19 protein-coding genes are annotated in these 16,423 nt (G+C 61.4%); 13 read left to right on the top strand and 6 right to left on the bottom strand.

Translation table 11 applies throughout. The annotated features are described in order from the left end of the window. The first annotated feature begins 66 nt into the window (after positions 1-66). On the top strand, positions 67-810 hold the full coding sequence (locus ACZ5RT_RS01935) for a lysophospholipid acyltransferase family protein (RefSeq protein WP_291929703.1): 744 nt from the start codon (positions 67-69) through the stop codon (positions 808-810). 43 nt (positions 811-853) lie between these two features. Then, on the top strand, positions 854-1,189 hold the full coding sequence (locus ACZ5RT_RS01940) for a hypothetical protein (RefSeq protein WP_146179620.1): 336 nt from the start codon (positions 854-856) through the stop codon (positions 1,187-1,189). 64 nt (positions 1,190-1,253) lie between these two features. On the opposite strand, the gene ACZ5RT_RS01945 is transcribed toward ACZ5RT_RS01940, so the two are convergent. Then, positions 1,254-1,655 (bottom strand): surface-adhesin E family protein, encoded by a 402-nt coding sequence (locus ACZ5RT_RS01945; protein WP_422172033.1) that lies wholly within the window; start codon positions 1,653-1,655, stop codon positions 1,254-1,256. 15 nt (positions 1,656-1,670) lie between these two features. Further along, positions 1,671-2,654, bottom strand: coding sequence for a polyprenyl synthetase family protein (locus tag ACZ5RT_RS01950; protein WP_291929696.1), 984 nt, complete (start codon positions 2,652-2,654; stop codon positions 1,671-1,673). A gap of 218 nt (positions 2,655-2,872) precedes the next feature. On the opposite strand from ACZ5RT_RS01950, the gene rplU reads away from it, so the two are divergent. From rplU to proB, 4 genes are all read left to right on the top strand, one after another. Beyond that, positions 2,873-3,184, top strand: coding sequence for a 50S ribosomal protein L21 (rplU, locus tag ACZ5RT_RS01955; RefSeq protein WP_090141645.1), 312 nt, complete (start codon positions 2,873-2,875; stop codon positions 3,182-3,184). Between the two features lie 12 nt (positions 3,185-3,196). Then, positions 3,197-3,457 (top strand): 50S ribosomal protein L27, encoded by a 261-nt coding sequence (gene rpmA, locus ACZ5RT_RS01960; RefSeq protein ID WP_019430604.1) that lies wholly within the window; start codon positions 3,197-3,199, stop codon positions 3,455-3,457. Positions 3,458-3,560: 103 nt separating this feature from the next. Next, positions 3,561-4,685 (top strand): Obg family GTPase CgtA, encoded by a 1,125-nt coding sequence (gene cgtA, locus ACZ5RT_RS01965; RefSeq protein WP_291926202.1) that lies wholly within the window; start codon positions 3,561-3,563, stop codon positions 4,683-4,685. A 54-nt stretch (positions 4,686-4,739) separates the two neighbouring features. Continuing rightward, entirely contained in the window at positions 4,740-5,876 is a 1,137-nt protein-coding gene (gene proB / locus ACZ5RT_RS01970) for a glutamate 5-kinase (RefSeq protein ID WP_291926205.1), read from the top strand. 36 nt (positions 5,877-5,912) lie between these two features. Here proB and ACZ5RT_RS01975 read toward each other — a convergent pair whose 3' ends face one another. Then, positions 5,913-6,530, bottom strand: coding sequence for an RNA pyrophosphohydrolase (locus tag ACZ5RT_RS01975; protein WP_108427047.1), 618 nt, complete (start codon positions 6,528-6,530; stop codon positions 5,913-5,915). A 100-nt stretch (positions 6,531-6,630) separates the two neighbouring features. Between ACZ5RT_RS01975 and ACZ5RT_RS01980 the strand changes: the two genes are divergently transcribed. Further along, positions 6,631-8,376, top strand: a complete 1,746-nt coding sequence (locus tag ACZ5RT_RS01980) for a proline--tRNA ligase (protein ID WP_464453341.1) — start codon at positions 6,631-6,633, stop codon at positions 8,374-8,376. Positions 8,377-8,466: 90 nt separating this feature from the next. Beyond that, a complete protein-coding gene (locus ACZ5RT_RS01985) occupies positions 8,467-9,054 on the top strand; it encodes a lytic transglycosylase domain-containing protein (protein ID WP_464453342.1) in 588 nt (195 codons plus the stop codon). Here ACZ5RT_RS01985 and ACZ5RT_RS01990 read toward each other — a convergent pair whose 3' ends face one another. After that, positions 9,055-9,489, bottom strand: a complete 435-nt coding sequence (locus ACZ5RT_RS01990; protein WP_291926430.1) for a DUF1841 family protein — start codon at positions 9,487-9,489, stop codon at positions 9,055-9,057. 138 nt (positions 9,490-9,627) lie between these two features. Here ACZ5RT_RS01990 and pcaF point away from each other — a divergent pair, with 138 nt between their 5' ends. Next, positions 9,628-10,830 carry a 3-oxoadipyl-CoA thiolase gene (pcaF, locus tag ACZ5RT_RS01995; protein ID WP_464453343.1) on the top strand — a complete coding sequence of 401 codons (1,203 nt, stop codon included), beginning with the start codon at positions 9,628-9,630 and terminating at the stop codon, positions 10,828-10,830. A 15-nt stretch (positions 10,831-10,845) separates the two neighbouring features. Here pcaF and ACZ5RT_RS02000 read toward each other — a convergent pair whose 3' ends face one another. Beyond that, the gene (locus tag ACZ5RT_RS02000) at positions 10,846-11,247 is read right to left on the bottom strand and encodes an AtuA-related protein (protein WP_291926217.1); all 402 of its coding nucleotides are present in this window, start codon (positions 11,245-11,247) and stop codon (positions 10,846-10,848) included. Continuing rightward, on the bottom strand, positions 11,244-12,635 hold the full coding sequence (locus tag ACZ5RT_RS02005) for an acyclic terpene utilization AtuA family protein (protein ID WP_464453344.1): 1,392 nt from the start codon (positions 12,633-12,635) through the stop codon (positions 11,244-11,246). Before ACZ5RT_RS02005 ends, ACZ5RT_RS02000 begins: the two co-directional genes overlap by 4 nt. 178 nt (positions 12,636-12,813) lie before the next feature. Here ACZ5RT_RS02005 and ACZ5RT_RS02010 point away from each other — a divergent pair, with 178 nt between their 5' ends. The 4 genes from ACZ5RT_RS02010 to ACZ5RT_RS02025 are packed head-to-tail and all read left to right on the top strand — an operon-like array spanning position 12,814 to position 16,420. Then, positions 12,814-13,689, top strand: coding sequence for a branched-chain amino acid ABC transporter permease (locus ACZ5RT_RS02010; RefSeq protein WP_108427041.1), 876 nt, complete (start codon positions 12,814-12,816; stop codon positions 13,687-13,689). Positions 13,690-13,698: 9 nt separating this feature from the next. Then, positions 13,699-14,775 (top strand): branched-chain amino acid ABC transporter permease, encoded by a 1,077-nt coding sequence (locus tag ACZ5RT_RS02015; RefSeq protein ID WP_464453345.1) that lies wholly within the window; start codon positions 13,699-13,701, stop codon positions 14,773-14,775. Further along, entirely contained in the window at positions 14,772-15,605 is an 834-nt protein-coding gene (locus tag ACZ5RT_RS02020; protein ID WP_422169707.1) for an ABC transporter ATP-binding protein, read from the top strand. The genes ACZ5RT_RS02015 and ACZ5RT_RS02020 overlap by 4 nt, the downstream gene beginning before the upstream one ends. Further along, on the top strand, positions 15,602-16,420 hold the full coding sequence (locus ACZ5RT_RS02025) for an ABC transporter ATP-binding protein (RefSeq protein WP_464453346.1): 819 nt from the start codon (positions 15,602-15,604) through the stop codon (positions 16,418-16,420). Before ACZ5RT_RS02020 ends, ACZ5RT_RS02025 begins: the two co-directional genes overlap by 4 nt. The last annotated feature ends 3 nt before the right edge of the window (positions 16,421-16,423 follow it).

The raw sequence follows: 16,423 nt of genomic DNA on the forward strand, positions 1-16,423 counted from the left end.
CCCGAGCGGATCGGGCGTTGAGGATGCCTTGTTCCAAGCTGTGGATGACCAGGGCATGAGTGCGTGATGCGGACCTTGCGTGCGATTTGGAAGTTGCTGCGTGGTCTATGGCACGTGTTGGTCGGCATGTGGACGATTTATGTCCGCTTTCCCCAGTTCAACGCCGAGCAGCGTGAAATGCGTGTGCAGGCGTGGGCACTGCAGTTTCTCGCCTTGTGGGACATTCACCTCAAGGTGCTGGGGCAGCCTGTGTCCAACGGCCCGGCCTTGATCGTGGCCAACCACATTTCCTGGTTGGACATTTCGGTCATCCATGCGGCCCGGCATTGCCGTTTTGTGTCCAAATCCGACATCCGCGACTGGCCTTTGGTGGGCATGCTCGCCACGGGGGCGGGCACGCTCTACATCGAACGCACCAGCCGAAAAGATGCCTTGCGCATGGTCAAGGACATGGCCGATGCCATGAAGAACGGCGATGTGGTTGCGGTTTTCCCGGAAGGCACAACCAGTGATGGGCGTGATGTGTTGCCTTTCCATGCCAACCTGATCCAGTCGGCCATTCAGGCCGAAGCCCCGGTTCAACCCATGTCCCTTCAGTTTCTGGATGCGCGCAGTGGCGAGCCGAGTTTTGCGCCTTGTTATATTGGCGATGACACCTTGCTGGGGTCGATCTGGCGTACCCTGACAGCGCCACGGATCACGGCGGTGGTTCGTTTCGGTGACTTGCAATGGGCCCAAGGCCGCGACCGCCGTGCATGGTCCCATGATTTGCGTGAAGAGGTGATCCGGCTGAGGGATGCGCGGCATTGAAGGCCCTGTGAAGGACGGGTTTAGGCCATCGAGGAGGACAACCATGAAAGCCAGAATTTGCGCGATGAATCCGGGTCTGACGGTTTTGCTGTGGGCGTGCGCTGCGCAGCTGATGGCGGCTGAGGTTTACCCCACCGTGCGGGTGCGGGATATCCCGGAAGGCCTGAAGATGGTTTGGCGACAAACCAAGCCGGAGATGACGGCCAACAGCCGCTGTGCGGCTGCTTTTGACAACCACAGCGACATTGAAAAAATGAGCTTGCAGTGTTCTGTGCACATCAAAATGGCGGCGGAGGGTGCTCGCCGGGCCATGCGCTACTGCGAAGAAAAGCGGCAAGAGCTCAAAATCAAGGAGCCTTGCCGTCTGGTTGTCGAGTGAGCTCATCAGCTGACTTGAGACCACCTGTCTGCGCTGCACAGGTGCCTACTTGTCCGCTGAACACTCAACAAACGCGTCGGGCGATTTTCTGAATGGGTGAGGTGGGATCAATGTCCAGCCATTCGTGCAACATGCCCTGGCGGCTGACCACTTGGCCTGTGAGCATCGGACCGGTGTAATACGTCAAATGCAGCACCCGCGCCATCTTCAATTTGCAATTGAGCTGAATTTGTGAGTGGATCGACAAGTAAGGCTTGCCATCGCCTGTGCTTTGCGGTTTTTTGTAATCCAGGGCGCTCCACACTTTTTTCCGGCCGTCTTCTTCGGTGATGGACTTCGGGTCGATGTAGAACAAGCCTTGGTCGTTGAGCATGACCGCTTCCCATTTGGGGCTGGCTTGCGCGCCGAGGCACACGCAGCAGGCCAAGGTGGCGAGGGCACGAGCAAAGTGGCTGGGCAGTTTCATGGCCGATCCGCCCGGTCAGGTTCTGCGGTTCAGCAACTGTGATGCCAACACCACCATGGCTTGGCGATGGGCATTGTCAGGCAGCTGCATGGCCGCATCGATGGCCCGCTGTGCCTCGGAGGCCGCTGCGTTGCGTGTGGCTTCCAGTGCGCCGGTTTCGCGCACGATGGCCACGATGTCGGCCAAGCGCTCTACGCTGCCCGTCTCGATCGCTTCGCGCACGGTTTGTCTTTGGCTGTCGCTACCCAGTTGCATGGCCAAAATCAAAGGCAATGTCGCCTTGCCTTCGCGCAGGTCATCTCCCAGGTTTTTGCCCATTTCGGCGGTGTTGCCGTCGTAATCCAGCACATCGTCGATCACCTGGAATGCCGTGCCCAAAGCCTGGCCGTACTGGGCGCAAGCGGCCTCGGTGGCGGCGGGGCTGCCCGCCAGGATGGCCCCAAGGCGTGCGCTGGCTTCAAACAGTTTGGCCGTTTTGGACCGGATCACGCGCAAATAGCCTTCTTCGTCGAGCGAGGCGTCGTGCATGTTCATCAATTGCAGCACTTCGCCTTCGGCGATCACATTGGTGGCGTCGGCCAGGGTTTGCATCACCCGCATGCTGTCCGCGTCCACCATCATCTGGAAGGCGCGGGAATACAAAAAATCGCCCACCAGCACACTGGCTGGGTTGCCGAAGTTTTCGTTGGCCGTGGGCCTGCCCCGGCGCAGGGTCGATTCGTCCACCACGTCATCGTGCAGCAGGGTGGCGGTGTGGATGAATTCGACGACAGCGGCCAGATTGTGGCGCTGGCTACCGGAGTAACCCAAGGCACCGCAAGTCAAGAGCAAGAGCACCGGACGCAGGCGTTTGCCGCCAGCCGAAATGATGTAGCGCGCCACCTCACCCACCAAAGGCACGCCTGAGTCGAGTCGTTGGGCGATCACCCGATCGACTTCGGCCATGTCGGGGGCCACCAGTTCAAGGACGGCGGCTGTGCTGTGTTCTGAGGCAGACAAATGGAGTTTCCGGCTGGGTGTCCCGGCATGACCGGGGCGGCGAGGGCGGTGAACGGTGAGGTTTTGTAACTGCACGCATTATAGGGACCGCACTGCGCGGTTCGGCCCCTCCGAGGCCTGTGGCTGCCTGAGCATTTGCCTGGCAAGGCGGTATCGTGCTAAAATTGCCGGTTCCTTGGGGATCAGCCCTTGGAAACTTCCATTCAAAGAGGTCAAATATGTACGCGGTCATAAAAACCGGTGGCAAACAGTATCGTGTTGTCGCTGGCGAAAAAATTAAAGTAGAACAGATTGCTGCGGACGTTGGCCAGGAAATCGTGATCGATCAAGTTCTCGCAGTCGGCAACGGCGCAGACTTGAAAATCGGCACGCCCCTGGTGTCCGGCGCCACAGTCAAAGCCACTGTTTTGGCTCATGGCAAGCACGACAAAGTGCACATCTTCAAGATGCGCCGTCGCAAGCACTATCAGAAACGTCAGGGTCACCGTCAGCAGTTCACCGAACTGCAAATCGGTGCAATCGCTGCCTGAGGAGAATAGGTCATGGCACAGAAAAAAGGCGGCGGCTCTACGCGCAACGGTCGTGATTCCAAGCCAAAAATGCTCGGCGTCAAGGCTTTCGGTGGTGAACTGATCAGCGCTGGCTCGATTATCGTTCGTCAACGTGGCACCAAATTCCATGCTGGCAACAACGTCGGCATCGGCAAAGACCACACTTTGTTTGCCCTGGTCGACGGCCACGTGTCGTTCTCCACCAAAGGTGAGCTCAGCAAGCACATGGTCAACGTGACACCGGCTGTTTAAGCCTGTCTCGCCCATGGCAAAGAGGAGCCCCGCAAGCCGGGGCTTTTCGCATTCTGGACCGCTGATCTTTTGACAGTGATCCCCAAGCTACACTGGAAATCTCATGAAGTTCGTTGACGAAGCCTATATTGACATCGCCGCAGGTGACGGCGGGAACGGCTGCGTCTCGTTCCGCCACGAAAAGTACAAAGAGTTTGGTGGCCCCAACGGGGGCGATGGCGGTCGCGGCGGCCATGTGTACGCCTATGCCGACATCAACCTGAACACCCTGGTCGACTACCGTTATTCACGCCGTCACGAGGCCAAACGCGGTCAGCACGGCATGGGTTCCGACATGTTTGGTGCAGCGGGTGACGACGTCATCCTCAAAATGCCCGTGGGCACCATCATCAGCGACGCCGAAACTGGCGAAGTGCTGTATGAACTGCTGGTGCCCGGTGAAACCATCATGATTGCCAAGGGCGGTGACGGTGGTTTTGGCAACATGCGCTTCAAAAGCGCGATCAACCGCGCCCCGCGCCAAAAAACACCCGGCTGGCTCGGTGAAAAGAAAGAGCTCAAGCTGGAGCTGAAGGTGCTGGCCGACGTGGGGCTGCTGGGTATGCCCAACGCAGGCAAATCCACCTTCATTGCGGCCGTGTCGAACGCCCGGCCCAAAATTGCCGATTACCCCTTCACCACCTTGCACCCCAACCTGGGTGTGGTGCGCGTGGGTCCGGAGCAAAGCTTTGTGGTGGCCGATGTGCCGGGCTTGATCGAGGGCGCCTCTGAGGGCGCAGGTCTGGGTCACTTGTTCCTGCGCCATTTGCAGCGCACGCGCTTGCTGCTGCATGTGGTCGACTTTGCCCCGTTCGACGAGAACGTCGACCCGGTGCAACAAGCCAAGGCCATCGTGGCCGAGCTCAAAAAATACGATGCCAAGCTCTATGACAAGCCGCGCTGGCTGGTGCTCAACAAGCTGGACATGGTGCCTGCTGATGAGCGCGAAGCCCGCGTCAAGGACTTCATCAAGCGCATGCGCTACAAAGGCCCGGTTTTCCAGATCTCGGCCCTGACCCGCGAAGGCTGCGAGCCGCTGATCAAAGAGATCTACAAGCACATCCGGGCTCAGCAAATCATCGAACAAGGCGTGGTGGACATCGACCCCCGCTTCAAGGAGCAGGACAAGCCGCAAGAGCCCGATGCCGACGATCCGCGTTTCAAGCCACTGCCCTCTGATAACGATTGATTCGCGTTTTGCGCTGAAGATCCTTTGCCTCTCACGTCCAGCACTCCCCGAAGCATGACCTCTGCCGCCGTTTCCACCCTCTTGCGCGATGCGCGCCGCATTGTCGTCAAAGTGGGCTCCAGCCTGGTGACCAACGAGGGACGCGGTCTGGACGATGGGGCCATCGGTGAGTGGTGCCGTCAAATGGCGCTGCTCAGTGCCCAGGGCAAGGAAGTGGTCATGGTCTCCAGCGGCGCGATCGCCGAAGGCATGAAGCGCCTGGGTTGGACCACCCGCCCGAGCGAAGTGCCGGCCCTGCAGGCGGCCGCTGCCGTGGGCCAGATGGGCCTGGCGCAGATGTACGAAACCAAGCTGCGCGAAAACGGCATGGGCAGCGCCCAGGTGCTGCTGACCCACGCCGACCTGGCCGACCGCGAGCGTTACCTCAATGCCCGCTCCACCTTGCTCACCCTTTTGCAGCACCGCGTGCTCCCGGTCATCAATGAGAACGACACGGTGGTCAACGACGAGATCAAGTTCGGTGACAACGACACCTTGGGCGCTTTGGTGGCCAACCTGATCGAAGCCGACTTGCTGGTCATCCTGACCGACCAAAAAGGCTTGTACACCGCCGATCCGCGCAAAGACCCCGCAGCCACTTTTGTCCATGAAGCCCGTGCCGGTGACCCGGCGCTGGAAGCCATGGCGGGCGGTGCGGGCTCCAGCATCGGCAAGGGCGGCATGATCACCAAAATCCTGGCGGCCAAGCGGGCTGCGGGTTCGGGCGCGTCCACCGTGATCGCCTGGGGGCGCGAGCCCGATGCCCTGCTGCGCCTGGCGCAGGGCGACAACATGGGCACTTTGCTGGTGGCGCAAACGGCCAAGCAGCAGGCCCGCAAACAGTGGATGGCCGACCATCTGCAGCTGCGCGGCTCGGTCACGGTGGATGCGGGCGCGGCCCACAAAGTGCTGACCGAAGGCAAGAGCCTGTTGCCCATTGGCATGACGGGCGTGGCCGGTGATTTTTCACGCGGCGATGTGATCGCGATCCGGGATGAACAAGGGGCCGAAATCGCCCGGGGCCTGGCCAATTACGCCAGTGCCGAGGCCCGTTTGCTGTGCCGAAAGCCTTCGCACGAGTACGAGGCTTTGCTGGGCTACACCGCCGAACCCGAGATGGTGCACCGCGACAACCTGATCCTGAGCCGCTGACAACGCAGGTGCTGCCGGGTGCTCCCGCCTGAGGTGTCAGCCTTGCGGATTGGGGTCGAAGCTGGCCCCAGGCGGTAACTCCATGTGCATGGGGGGCTGCATGTCGGGTCGCTGACCTTCTGGTTCGCTGCCTTCGCGAGGCGAGCGGTGACCACTGCGCAAATAGCGGTTTTGGCGGTCCTGGCGCGGCAGAAAGCGCGCCAACTCGGTCAGCGCCATCTCGTAAACACCGCGCTTGAACTCCACCACCACATCCAGCGGGACCCAGTAATCGTTCCAACGCCAGGCGTCGAACTCAGGGTGGTCAGTGGCGCGCAGGTTCAGATGGTGGTCGTGGGTGACCAACTGCAGCAGGTACCAGATTTGTTTCTGGCCCTTGTAAAAACCGCGTGCATCCCTGCGGATGAAGCGGTCTGGCACCTCATAGCGCAACCAGTCACGGGTCCGGGCCACGATGCGCACATGCTCCGGGTGGAGCCCCACTTCTTCATGGAGTTCGCGGAACATGGCCTGTTCAGGGCTTTCGCCCCGGTCAATGCCACCCTGCGGAAACTGCCAGCTGTGGGTGCGGATGCGCTTGCCCCAGAAAACCTGGTTTTTCTGGTTGAGCAGAATGATGCCGACGTTCGGCCTAAAGCCTTCACGGTCAAGCATAATCAACCTCAAATTTTTAAATTGTGTCCATTATGCACGGCGCACCGCCGCTGGCTGTTGGATGTTTCCCTGATGCCCTTGTCTGAGTTAGCCTGTTGCGATGAAAGCCTCCCAGTTCCTCATTTCCACCCTCAAAGAAGCCCCCGCCGATGCCGAGGTGGTCAGCCACAAGCTGATGACCCGGGCGGGTCTGATCAAGAAACTGGGTGCAGGCATCTACAACTACATGCCCATGGGCCTGCGCGTGATCCGCAAGGTGGAGGCCATCGTGCGCGAAGAGATGAACCGCGCAGGGGCCATCGAGATGACCATGCCCGTGGTGCAGCCCGCCGAGCTGTGGCAGGAAACGGGTCGTTTTGACAAGATGGGCCCAGAGCTTTTGCGCATCAAGGACCGCCACGGCCGTGATTTCGTCATCCAGCCCACCAGCGAAGAGGTGGTGACCGACGTGGTGCGCCAGGAAGTGCGCAGCTACAAGCAGCTGCCCAAAAACTTTTACCAGATCCAGACCAAATTCCGCGACGAGCGCCGTCCCCGTTTTGGCCTGATGCGCGGGCGCGAATTCACCATGAAAGACGCCTACAGCTTTGACCGCGACATGGCCAGCGCCAAGGCCAGCTACCAGGTCATGGCCGGGGCCTACCGCAAGATTTTCGACCGTTTTGGTTTGACCTACCGCGCCGTCGCCGCAGACAGCGGCGCCATCGGGGGCGATTTGAGCGAAGAGTTCCAGGTGATTGCCGCCACGGGGGAAGACGCCATCGTGTATTGCCCCACCAGCAGCTACGCCGCCAACATGGAAAAAGCCGAGGCCCTGGCCCCGAGCCAGCCCCGCGCTGCAGCCACACAGGCCCTGACCAAAACCCCCACGCCAGGCAAGAGCACCTGCGAAGACGTCGCCGCCTTGCTGAACGTGTCCCTGTCCACCACCGTCAAGTCGCTGGTGCTGGCCACCGACACGCTCAATGAGCAGGGTGAGATCGTCAAATCGCAAGTTTGGCTGCTGTTGCTGCGCGGCGACCACGATATGAACGAAGTCAAAGTCGGCAAGCTGCCCGGCATGGAAGGCGGCTTCCGCTTTGCCACCTTGAGCGAGATCGAAGACCACTTTGGCTGCAAGCCGGGTTACCTGGGCCCGTTGAACCTGAAAAAGCCGGTTCACCTGGTGGCCGACCGTGAGGTGGCGGTGATGGCCGACTGGATTTGCGGTGCCAACGAAGAAGACTTCCACATCACCGGCGTCAACTGGGTCCGTGACCTGCCCGAGCCTGCCCTGGTGGCCGACATCCGCAACGTGGTGGCGGGCGACAAGTCGCCCGACGGCCAAGGCGAGCTGGCCATTGAGCGTGGCATCGAAGTGGGCCATGTGTTCTATTTGGGCACCAAATACTCCAAGGCCATGAACGCCACCTTCCTGGACGAAACCGGCAAACCGCAATTTTTGGAAATGGGCTGCTACGGCATTGGCATCACACGCTTGCCCGCCGCCGCCATCGAGCAAAACCACGACGAGCGGGGCATCATCTGGCCCGACGCCATTGCCCCCTTCACCGTGGTGGTTTGCCCCATCGGCATGGACCGCAGCGAAGCCGTCAAGCTTGAAGCCGAGCGCATCTACGCCGCCTTGTTGGCCGAGGGTGTGGACGTGATCCTGGACGACCGGGGCGAGCGCCCCGGTGCCATGTTCGCCGACTGGGAATTGATCGGTGTGCCGCACCGCGTCACCATCGGCGACAAAGGCCTCAAGGATGGCCTGGTCGAATACCAGCACCGCCGCGATGCCGAAGCCAGCAAGGTGGCGGTATCGGACATCCTGGCGCATATCCGCTCTCGCATGACAGTCTGATGCGTTCGGGCCATGCCGTCCGCCATCCCCCTGCCGCTTGAATGGTGTTCTCGGCGTCAAGCTCTGAGGCGCTTGGCGAAGGTGGCCGTCATGGGCAGTGGTCTTGGACTTTTGACCGAGCAGCCAGCGCTTGCGGGGGCACAGGTGGAGGAGCGTTTGTCGCATGCCGTGCGCACGGCCCTGAGCGCTGCCGTGGCCCATGCCGCGCCGCCCGATCCAGTGCTGGCCACGACGGCTGACCAGCAAGCTTACGCCGACTGGCTGGCCGCCACGAGCCGTCTCCTCGCTCGTTTCCAAAGCCACCCCACAGAGCGGCAAGAGTTTTTGCAAACGCTGTGGTACGAAGCCCGCCGAGCCGGTTTGTCACTGTCATTGGTACTGGGTCTGATCCAGGTGGAGAGCGCTTTTCGCAAGCACGCGGTTTCCCCTGCGGGTGCTCGGGGTTACATGCAGGTCATGCCTTTTTGGACCCGCTCGATCGGCGTTGGCGATGCGAGCCGCTTGTTCCACATGCAAACCAACTTGAGATTTGGCTGCGTGATCTTGCGGCATTACCTCGACCGCGAGGGCGGTGATCTGTTCATGGGTTTGGGACGTTACAACGGCTCCCGAGGGCAAGCGGCCTATCCCGATGCGGTGCAGACGGCCCAGCGGCGCTGGTTGCAGGCGGTGGACTGATCAGTCTTGCGTGGCGTGGCGTTGCACGCAGGCGATGTAGGACTCGCCATCGGGCATGCGGCCTGAGCGCTGGCTTTCATGAACCATGCGACCCAGGCATTCCATGGCCTGGTGGTGGGCATCGTGCAGGGAGTTGAGTCTGTGGGTCAGCAACTCCACCGCCTGGCGGATGCCACGGGGTTGGTCAATGCTGCATTGCTCGCTGATCGACAGGTGCATTGACAAGTGCAAAAAAGGGTTTTCCCGGTTCGGGTCGGCCGTGTGCATGTTGGCCAGTGCCGCGTCCACATCGGCCAGTTCGGCGTGGTATTCGGGGTGTTCCTCAATCCATTGGCTCACCAGCATTTCCATGGGTTCGAGGGGAGCTGAGGTTTTGGCCTTGGCGTAAACGCCGCAAAAAAAGCGCCGGACATCGGCTTGTGAAGGTTGGATCAGCATGGCAGCAATTGTCCTTCATGTCTGCATGGGGTAGCCTGCGATGGGGCCATGGCGGATTCAACGCCTAGAATCAATTCAGCAATACATTAAAACATGCAATAAAATGCATAAAACTTTCATCTGGAGCCCTAAAACATGAACCAAGCCTACATTTGCGACGCGATCCGTACCCCTTTTGGCCGTTACGGCGGTGCTTTGAGCAGCGTACGCACTGACGACTTGGGTGCGGTGCCCCTGCGTGCCCTGATGGCCCGCAACCCCCAAGTGGACTGGGCGGCAGTGACCGACGTGCTGTACGGCTGCGCCAACCAGGCCGGTGAAGACAACCGCAACGTGGCCCACATGAGCAGCTTGCTGGCTGGTCTGCCGATCGACGTGCCCGGCGCCACCATCAACCGCCTGTGCGGCTCGGGTCTGGACGCCATTGGCACCGCCGCCCGCGCCATCAAGGCGGGCGAAGCCGGCTTGATGATTGCCGGTGGTGTGGAAAGCATGAGCCGCGCCCCGTTTGTGATGCCCAAAGCCGAGAGCGCCTTCAGCCGCGCCAACGCGGTGTACGACACCACCATCGGCTGGCGCTTTGTCAACAAGCTGATGAAAGCCCAATACGGCGTGGACTCCATGCCCGAGACCGCCGAAAACGTGGCCACCGACTACAAGATCGAGCGCGAAGCGCAAGACCTGATGGCCTACAACAGCCAGCTGCGTGCGGTCGCTGCCATCAAGGCCGGGCACCTGGCCCGCGAAATTGTGGGCGTGAGCATCCCCCAGAAAAAGGGCGATGCGATCATCGTCGACACCGACGAGCACCCACGTGAAACCAGCCTCGAAGCGTTGGCCAAGCTCAAAGGCGTGGTGCGCCCGGACGGCACCGTGACCGCAGGCAATGCCTCGGGCGTGAACGACGGCGCTTGCGCTTTGCTCTTGGCCGACGAAGCCACTGCCGCCAAAAACGGCCTGACCCCCAAGGCCCGCATCGTGGGCATGGCGACTGCGGGCGTGGCACCGCGCATCATGGGCATTGGCCCCGCGCCCGCCACGCTCAAGGTGCTGGCCCAAACCGGCTTGACCCTCGACCACATGGACGTGATCGAGTTGAACGAAGCCTTTGCTGCACAAGGCCTGGCCGTGCTGCGCATGTTGGGTTTGAAAGACGACGACGCCCGCGTGAACGCCTGGGGCGGCGCGATCGCGCTGGGTCACCCGCTGGGTGCATCCGGTGCCCGCTTGGCCACCACGGCCATCAACCGTCTGCAGCAAACCGCTGGCCGTTACGCGCTGTGCACCATGTGCATCGGCGTGGGCCAGGGCATTGCGTTGATCATCGAACGCGTGTGAGGTCTGGACCCCGGATCAAGTCCGGGGTGACATCTCCGGCCACCAGCCCCTTCGGGGGCTTTTTTGCGCCTGCTCGAGTTCTTCGGCGCTGACTTCGATGTCCAGCCGCAACAGCGCTGCGCCCATGGCTTTGCCCAGGTTGTCGAGGCGCAGGTTGCGTGCGCCGCCGCCTTGTAGGGCGCCGTGCAGCACGAACTTCAGGGCCAAAATGTTCGGCAAAGGCCAGGCGTCCACTTGGCCTGGTAGCCAAGGCGCAAAGTGCGCCTGCACCTTGGCGGCAGTGACCTCGCGCTCCAGCAGGCGATAGCCTGCTTCGTTCCAGGCGAACAGGCCAAAGTCCACCCAGTCGGCCTTGTCGCCGCTGCGGGCGTGGGCGATGCGGGCCAAGGGAATCTTCACAAGAGCGGTGTGGTTCATGCGTTGGGCTCCAGCATCTCCAGGCGGGCCCGGACCTGGTGGCGTGGGATCAGGGTCGGCCAGATGCCCAGCAACTCGCTGGCGCTGTTCATGCCCTGAAAGCCGCAGGTGTAGGCCGGGCCACTCAAAGCCATCCAGGGGAACAACCTGCCAAAGCCATCGGCCACGGCTTTGGAGGACGTGCGCAGCACCATGCGCACCCAGATCTCGGCGCGTTCGTTCAACTCGGCCGCAGGCGGCAGGGGCGCCAGTGGGCCGTGTGCCGAGTTCAGCCCGGGGTATTCCACAAACAGCTCGTCAAAAGGCATTTGGCGTTCTTTCAATTGGCTGCGGATCATGCTTTCTGCCGCCTGCACCTTGTCCCACGCATCGGGCCAGGAAAAGCCCCAGCTGACCTCGGCCTTGAAGCCATCCTTGAAGCCTGCAACCACCTTGAGCTGATCGGTGGGCGCGCGGCCTTGGGCGCCGGTCAAACGCACGCGGTGCTGTCCTTCGTCGTGCAACTGGATCTGGCCCATGTCGAGCACCACATCGGGCGAAAAATAGGCGTGCGGGTTGTGCACTTCGTACAGCAGCTGCTGCCGCACGGTGTCGAAGTTGACCAGGCCGCCTGTGTCCGGAGCTTTGGTGATGTAGGCCGTGCCGTCGGGCCAGACCTCGGCAATCGGGTAGCCGATGTGCGCCAAGTCAGGGATGTTTTGCCAGCTGCCCTGGCTGCCAAAATTGCCGCCGCTGCCCTGGCCTGAGCATTCAAGCAAATGCCCCACCATCAGGCCTTGTGCCAGGCGGTGGAAGTCTTCGGGTGTGCTCGCATCGGCGAGCTTCCAGCCCAGCGCGTGCACCAGCGGCCCCAGAAACAGCGCCGCATCGGCCACGCGCCCGGTGATCACGATGTCGGCCCCCTGGTCCAGTGCATCCACGATGGGCTGTGCGCCCAGGTAGGCGTTGCCAAACACCAGCCGTTCGCGCACGCTGGCCACGTCGTCACCGTTCATCATGTGGTCATAACGACCTGCAGGGTCTTGCAGCAGGGGCAGCACGTCATCGCCACTCACCACCGCGATGCGTGGGTGCCAGCCTGCAGCGGCCAAGGCCTTGCGCACCGCCTGTGCTGCACCCATGGGGTTGAGGCCACCCGCGTTGCACACGAATCTGACGCCACGTGGTTGCATCAAAGGCCACAGGCGCAGCAGCATGGGCACCACATCACGGGCATAGCCCAAAGCGGGATCGCGCTGGCGGTCTTTTTGCAGGATGGCCAGTGTCAACTCGGCCAGGTGGTCACTGGCGATGAATTGCACCTGGCCGCGCTCGATGCTGGCAGCGACAGGCTCCCAGTTGTCCCCGTAAAACCCGAGCCCGGAACCGATGCGAATGGCATGTGTCATGAAGGGATATTGAAGCCTTGCGTGTGAGTTCGAATGGGGGACAACCCCTAGGGAAAGTCTCGTGTAAGACATGCACAATCGCACGGTCGTTCGCAAATGCTTTTGCTCGGTGTCGTCACCGACAAAGCTGACCTGAAGGCGAACAGAGGACAGACAGAAAAAACAAAAGGAGACAGGCGTGCAATTGCTGCAACTGCTGATCAGCGGTGTGGCCCAGGGTTGTATTTACGGACTCATCGCCCTGGGTTTCGTGCTGATTTACAAAGCCACCGAAACGGTGAGCTTTGCCCAGGGTGACCTGATGATGGTGGGGGCTTTTTCGGGCCTGGCCGCCATGACCTTGCTGGGCTTTCCGTTCTGGATTGCGGTGCCTTCTGCCATTGTGGCCATGGGTGTGTTCGGCGCTTTTCTGGAGCGTCTGGTCATTCGCCCCATCCTCGGACAACCCGCTTTTTCCATCGTCATGCTGACCATCGGTGTGGGCTATGTGCTGCGCGGCCTGATCACCATGATCCCGGATGTCGGCACCGACACCCACACCATGCCCGTGCCCTATGCGGGCGAGGTTTTGCGACTGGGTGGTTTGGTGATCGCCGCCGAGCAAATGGTGGTGATCGGTGCCACGGCCATCCTGTGTCTGGGCCTGTTTGCCATGTTCAAGTACAGCAAGCTGGGCATCGCCATGCAGGCGGCTTCGCAAAACCAGCTGGCCGCGTACTACATGGGCATTCCGGTCAAGCAGATCAACGGCCTGGTCTGGGGCCTGGCGGCATCGGTGGCGGCGGTGGCGGGCTTGCTGCTGGCACCCATCACCTTTGTGCACGCCAACATGGGCTTCATTGGCCTGAAGGCTTTTCCTGCTGCGGTGGTGGGGGGCTTTGGCAGTTTGCCCGGCGCGATTGTGGGCGGTCTGGTGATCGGCATCGTCGAATCGTTCTCGGGTTTTTATCTGCCCGAAGGCTTCAAGGACATCGCGCCCTACATCGTGGTCTTGCTCATGCTGGTGCTCAAGCCCAATGGTTTGTTTGGCGAGCAATTGCGCAAGAAAGTCTGAGGCCCCGGCATGCGTTTCATTTTCAAAACCGACTACAACCAGGACGTCAAGCTGGCCAAGCACGGCGGCCATGTGTTCTGGTACAGCCTGCTGGGCTTGTTTCTCGTGACCGCGCCCTGGGTGGTGCCTGAATACTGGCTGGCCCAGCTGACCTTTGTCTTGATCTACGCCGTGGTGGGCCTGGGCCTGATGCTGCTGGCGGGCTTCACGGGTTTGTTCTCGCTGGGGCATGCTGCCTTCCTGGGCGTGGGGGCCTACACCCAGGCCGTCATGGTCAATGCCGGGGTGCCGTTTCCGCTGGCGCTGGTGTGCGCGGGTTTGTTCTCGGCCATCGCAGGCGTCATCGTGGGCTTGCCTGCGCTGCGCGTCAAAGGCATTTACCTGGGCATGGCCACACTGGCCTTTGGCTTCATTGTGGAGGAAGGCATGGCCCGCTGGGAAAGCGTCACGGGCGGCAATGCGGGCCTGATGGTGGGTTATCCCGCCATTGGCAGCTGGACGCTGGACAGCACCGAGTCGTTTTATTTCCTGTGCCTGGTCGTGGCAGTCGGCGCCACGCTGGCCATCGTGAACCTGCTGCGCTCGTCCACGGGCCGCGCTTTTGTGGCCATCCGCGACTCCGAGATTTCGGCGCAAAGCATGGGCATCCACCTGGCGCGTTACAAGACCTTGTCTTTTGCCTTGTCGGCCGCTCTGGCCGGCATTGGCGGTGCTTTGTATGCGCACAAGATCCAGTTCCTCTCGCCCGAGCAGTTCAGCATCATCCAGTCGATTGACCTCTTGCTCATGGTGGTGATCGGCGGCCTGGGCTCGATCCACGGCGCATTCCTGGGCGCGATTTTCCTGATCGTCATGCCGCAGTTGATTGCGCTGGGCAAGGACTTTTTGCCTGCGGCCATTGGCGGTGCGGCAGGTTTGCAGGGCACGGTCTACGGCATGGTGCTGATCGCTTTTGTCCTGTTCGAGCCCATGGGCCTGTATGGCCGCTGGCTCAAGGTGCGCACCTGGTTCCAGCTCTTTCCGTTTTACCGCCGTGGCCTGTTCAAGCGCCAGAAATCGTTCCAGAAATCGGACCGCCTGAAATGAACGCAGACACCCTTTTATCCGCCCAGGACCTGAGCGTGCGCTTTGGCGGCGTGCTGGCCGTGAACAAGGTCAGCTTCGACGTCAAGCGCGGCGAGGTCTTCACCCTGATCGGCCCCAACGGCGCTGGCAAGACCACCGTGTTCAACCTGATCAGCCGCATCTACACGCCCACCACGGGCGTGATCGACTACGCCGGGCCACAAGGCACCTTGCGCCTGACCGAGCAGCCGCCGCACCAGATCGCGGGGCTGGGCATTGCCCGCACCTTTCAGAACATCGAGTTGTTCGAGCACGCCACCGTGCTGCAAAACCTGTTGATCGGCCGCCACACGCACCGCAAGACGGGGTTGTGGAGCGAGATGTTTTTCTCGTCCAAAACCCGTGCGGCCGAGATCGAAGCGCGTGAGAAAGTGGAAGAGGTCATCGATTTTCTGGACCTGCAGCACCACCGCGACTCGATGGTCGCAGGCCTGCCCTATGGGGTGCGCAAGGTGGTCGAGCTGGCGCGCGCCCTGTGCACCGAGCCGAAACTGCTGCTGCTCGACGAGCCTTCGTCCGGCCTGAACGTCGAGGAAACCGAAGACATGGCCTTCTGGATCTCGGACATCAAGAATGAATTGGGCATCACCGTGCTCATGGTCGAGCACGACATGAGCCTGGTGTCCAAAGTGTCGGACCGCGTGTTGGCCATGAGCCAGGGCGAGGAACTCGCCACCGGCACGCCCAGCCAGGTGCAAAGCGACCCGGCCGTCATCGAGGCCTATCTGGGCACGGTGGACGATGTGTCCAGCCTGCGCCGCGAAAACTACAGACCAGGAGGTGCCGCATGAGCGCAGCGACCCCAAGCCTGAACACGGTGGCTGAGCCTGTGGCCGACAACGTGATGCTCAAGCTGCTCAACGTGGAGAGCGCCTACGGCCCGATCAAGGCGATCCGTGGCGTGAGCCTGCAGGTGCGCCGTGGCGAGATCGCCACCGTGCTCGGCTCCAACGGTGCGGGCAAGACCACCATCCTCAAAACCATCAGCGGCATCATCGACCCGCGCAAGGGCTCGATCGAGTTCAAGGGCCAGAGCATCACCGCGCAAGACCCGGCCATCATCGTGCAGCGTGGCTTGATGCATGTGCCCGAAGGCCGCGAGGTGTTCCCGCTGTTGTCGATTCGCGACAACCTGCTCATGGGCGCCTTCACCCGCAAGGACCGCGACGGCGTGGCCCGTGACATGGAGGCGGTGTTCAACTACTTCCCCATTCTGCGCGAGCGGGCTGCGCAAGACGCGGGCTTGCTCTCGGGCGGACAGCAGCAGATGCTGGCCATCAGCCGCGCCCTCATGGCCAACCCCGATCTGATCTTGCTGGACGAACCCAGCCTGGGCTTGTCCCCAAAGTTGACCAAGGAGATTTTTGAAATCGTGGTGCGCATCAACCGCGAGCGCGGCACCACCATCTTGCTGGTCGAGCAAAACGCCAACATGGCGCTGAACGCCTCGGACTACGGTTATGTGCTGGAAAACGGCCGCATCGTCATGGAAGACAGCTGCGCCCGTTTGCGTGAAAAGGACGACATCAAGGAGTTCTATTTGGGCATGAAGGAAGAGGGCGTGCGTGCCGACCGCCGCTGGAAAAAGAAGAAAACCTGGAGATAAGAC

The sequence above is a fragment of the Limnohabitans sp. TEGF003 genome, from assembly GCF_055395455.1.

Bases quoted from the DNA above. Each gene is read 5' to 3' on its own strand.
- ACZ5RT_RS01935 (WP_291929703.1), top strand. From the start codon at position 67: ATGCGGACCTTGCGTGCGATTTGGAAGTTGCTGCGTGGTCTATGGCAC.
- ACZ5RT_RS01940 (WP_146179620.1), top strand. From the start codon at position 854: ATGAAAGCCAGAATTTGCGCGATGAATCCGGGTCTGACGGTTTTGCTG.
- ACZ5RT_RS01945 (WP_422172033.1), bottom strand. From the start codon at position 1,655: ATGAAACTGCCCAGCCACTTTGCTCGTGCCCTCGCCACCTTGGCCTGC.
- rplU (WP_090141645.1), top strand. From the start codon at position 2,873: ATGTACGCGGTCATAAAAACCGGTGGCAAACAGTATCGTGTTGTCGCT.
- rpmA (WP_019430604.1), top strand. From the start codon at position 3,197: ATGGCACAGAAAAAAGGCGGCGGCTCTACGCGCAACGGTCGTGATTCC.
- cgtA (WP_291926202.1), top strand. From the start codon at position 3,561: ATGAAGTTCGTTGACGAAGCCTATATTGACATCGCCGCAGGTGACGGC.
- proB (WP_291926205.1), top strand. From the start codon at position 4,740: ATGACCTCTGCCGCCGTTTCCACCCTCTTGCGCGATGCGCGCCGCATT.
- ACZ5RT_RS01975 (WP_108427047.1), bottom strand. From the start codon at position 6,530: ATGCTTGACCGTGAAGGCTTTAGGCCGAACGTCGGCATCATTCTGCTC.
- ACZ5RT_RS01980 (WP_464453341.1), top strand. From the start codon at position 6,631: ATGAAAGCCTCCCAGTTCCTCATTTCCACCCTCAAAGAAGCCCCCGCC.
- ACZ5RT_RS01985 (WP_464453342.1), top strand. From the start codon at position 8,467: ATGGGCAGTGGTCTTGGACTTTTGACCGAGCAGCCAGCGCTTGCGGGG.
- pcaF (WP_464453343.1), top strand. From the start codon at position 9,628: ATGAACCAAGCCTACATTTGCGACGCGATCCGTACCCCTTTTGGCCGT.
- ACZ5RT_RS02000 (WP_291926217.1), bottom strand. From the start codon at position 11,247: ATGAACCACACCGCTCTTGTGAAGATTCCCTTGGCCCGCATCGCCCAC.
- ACZ5RT_RS02005 (WP_464453344.1), bottom strand. From the start codon at position 12,635: ATGACACATGCCATTCGCATCGGTTCCGGGCTCGGGTTTTACGGGGAC.
- ACZ5RT_RS02015 (WP_464453345.1), top strand. From the start codon at position 13,699: ATGCGTTTCATTTTCAAAACCGACTACAACCAGGACGTCAAGCTGGCC.
- ACZ5RT_RS02020 (WP_422169707.1), top strand. From the start codon at position 14,772: ATGAACGCAGACACCCTTTTATCCGCCCAGGACCTGAGCGTGCGCTTT.
- ACZ5RT_RS02025 (WP_464453346.1), top strand. From the start codon at position 15,602: ATGAGCGCAGCGACCCCAAGCCTGAACACGGTGGCTGAGCCTGTGGCC.